The sequence below is a fragment of the Ilumatobacter sp. genome, from assembly GCF_049588435.1.
In the GTDB taxonomy this organism is placed as follows: domain Bacteria; phylum Actinomycetota; class Acidimicrobiia; order Acidimicrobiales; family Ilumatobacteraceae; genus Ilumatobacter_A.
Genome location: NZ_JBAVYV010000435.1, coordinates 1 through 1,792, shown reverse-complemented (window position 1 = coordinate 1,792; position 1,792 = coordinate 1). Strand labels below are relative to the sequence as shown.

Annotated in this window: 2 protein-coding genes and 1 pseudogene; 2 read left to right on the top strand and 1 reads right to left on the bottom strand. The window is 63.8% G+C overall.

The annotated features are described in order from the left end of the window. Window positions 1-255, bottom strand: a pseudogene (locus WBV89_RS16650) (hypothetical protein); the annotation flags it as partial. Between the two features lie 148 nt (window positions 256-403). Between WBV89_RS16650 and WBV89_RS16645 the strand changes: the two are divergent. Both WBV89_RS16645 and WBV89_RS16640 read left to right on the top strand, forming a co-directional pair. Continuing rightward, on the top strand, window positions 404-925 hold the full coding sequence (locus tag WBV89_RS16645) for a hypothetical protein (RefSeq protein ID WP_423982464.1): 522 nt from the start codon (window positions 404-406) through the stop codon (window positions 923-925). A gap of 95 nt (window positions 926-1,020) precedes the next feature. Beyond that, window positions 1,021-1,792 (top strand): alkaline phosphatase family protein (locus WBV89_RS16640; RefSeq protein ID WP_423982465.1); only part of this gene is annotated, 772 nt, incomplete at its 3' end.

The window sequence follows — 1,792 nt, the reverse complement described above, 5'->3', positions numbered from 1 at the left end:
CGGATCGTTGTCCGCGCGGGCGAGCGAGACCCATCCCACCGGTCGCACCTCGAGGATCGCCCACTCCGCCAAGAGCGTTGTCTTTCCATAGCCGGCAGGCGCCGCGATCGACACGATGCGGCATGATCCGGAATCGCGGACCTTGGCGACGAGATCCGGGCGCTCGATGTGACTCGCGGGGAGCGGAGGTGGACTCAGCTTGGCGCCGAGTAGCCCGGGGAGGGTCCTGACATCTCCCTCCGTCTCCCGATTCACGTTACCCCCACCCTAGCGCTCGTCCCGGAGCGGTGGTCAAGACCGGCCGCTGACCCATGGCCATTCACCCAGATTGCGTGATGTGGCACACCGCAGTCGACCCCTACGGTCGAAGCAGTCCGATCGTCGAAGTCACCAGGAGTCGAACATGTCGAACAAGCCAACCACCGTCGCCGTTGCCACCTACGCCACCAAAGCTGCTGCCGATAGCGACTACGAAGCAATTCGCTCTGTGAAGTCGGGTGGGCAGCTCGATCATCTCGCAGTTGCCGTCGTCACGAAGGGAAAGGACGGCAAGCTTGACATCGATCGCCACGACAGCACGGCCAAACACCTCGCATGGGGCGGTGGCATCCTCGGTGCCGCAGCGACGGTCGTGTTCGCACCGCTCGGCCTGGTGTTCCTCGGCCCGCTCGTCACGAACACCGCCGTCTACGCCGGCGCCGGCGGCCTTGTGGGTCACTTCTGGCACAACATCCCCAAAGACGACGTCCACAAGATGGGCGAACTCCTCGCCTCTGGCGAGTACGGCGTCATCGTGGTCGCCGTCAACCCCGCTGGTACCGATGTCGGTGCGCTCTTGGCGAATGCGCAGAGTACCCAGGTCGTCGACGGCGTGTACGACACCGAAGGCGCGCTGGACGACGCGTTCGTGGCCGCCGACAACTGACGCACGAACATGTACGGTTCCGGAAACTCTCTGAGAGGTCGAACAACGTGACGAATCCAGGCCCAGAACAAGCGCTCGACCACGTCGTGGTGGTCATGTTCGAGAACCGCTCGTTCGACAACCTCCTGGGACGGTTGTATGAGCCTGGGGAGGTGCCCTCGTTCGAGGGTGTGATCGGCAAGGACCTGTCGAACCCGGTTCCTGAGTGGCTCGACATCGCCGGCGGCGCGATCCCGTACACGGTTGCGTCCGACATGAATACGCCGTCGCCCGACCCGGGCGAGGAGTTCCACCACATCAACACCCAGCTGTTCGATCTGCTCGACGAAGCGAACCGTGGCCGCAACGATCCGGCTTCGACCTACAACACGCCGTCGGCGGGCCGTAAGCCGTCGATGGACGGGTTCGTGACCGACTACGCGAGCATGCTCATGTTCGAGAACGGCCGCCCGCCGTCGCGTGACGAGGTCGCTGGGATCATGTCCGGCTATAGCCCCGAGCAACTCCCCGTTCTGTCAGGAGTGGCACGAGGATTTGCAACGTTCGACCATTGGTTCTGCGACGTCCCGAGTTGCACGTTCCCGAACCGGTCGTTCTTCCATGCGGGCACGTCGTCGGGGTTCGTGACGAACTTCCCGGCGAGCAAGTTCCCGGCCAACAACACCGCCGAAACCCTCTTCGATCGCCTGGACGCGGCGGGTCTCTCGTGGCGGGTGTACTGCGATCCGCCATGTCATGCATCGCTGACCGGGATCATTCATGCGGCGCGCCTGCGCCCGAAGTTCGCGACCAACTTCATGTCGACCGAGCAGTTCTTCGTCGACTGCGAGGCTGGCAACCTTCCCACCTACACGTTCATCGAGCCGC

Bases quoted from the DNA above. Each gene is read 5' to 3' on its own strand.
- WBV89_RS16645 (WP_423982464.1), top strand. From the start codon at position 404: ATGTCGAACAAGCCAACCACCGTCGCCGTTGCCACCTACGCCACCAAA.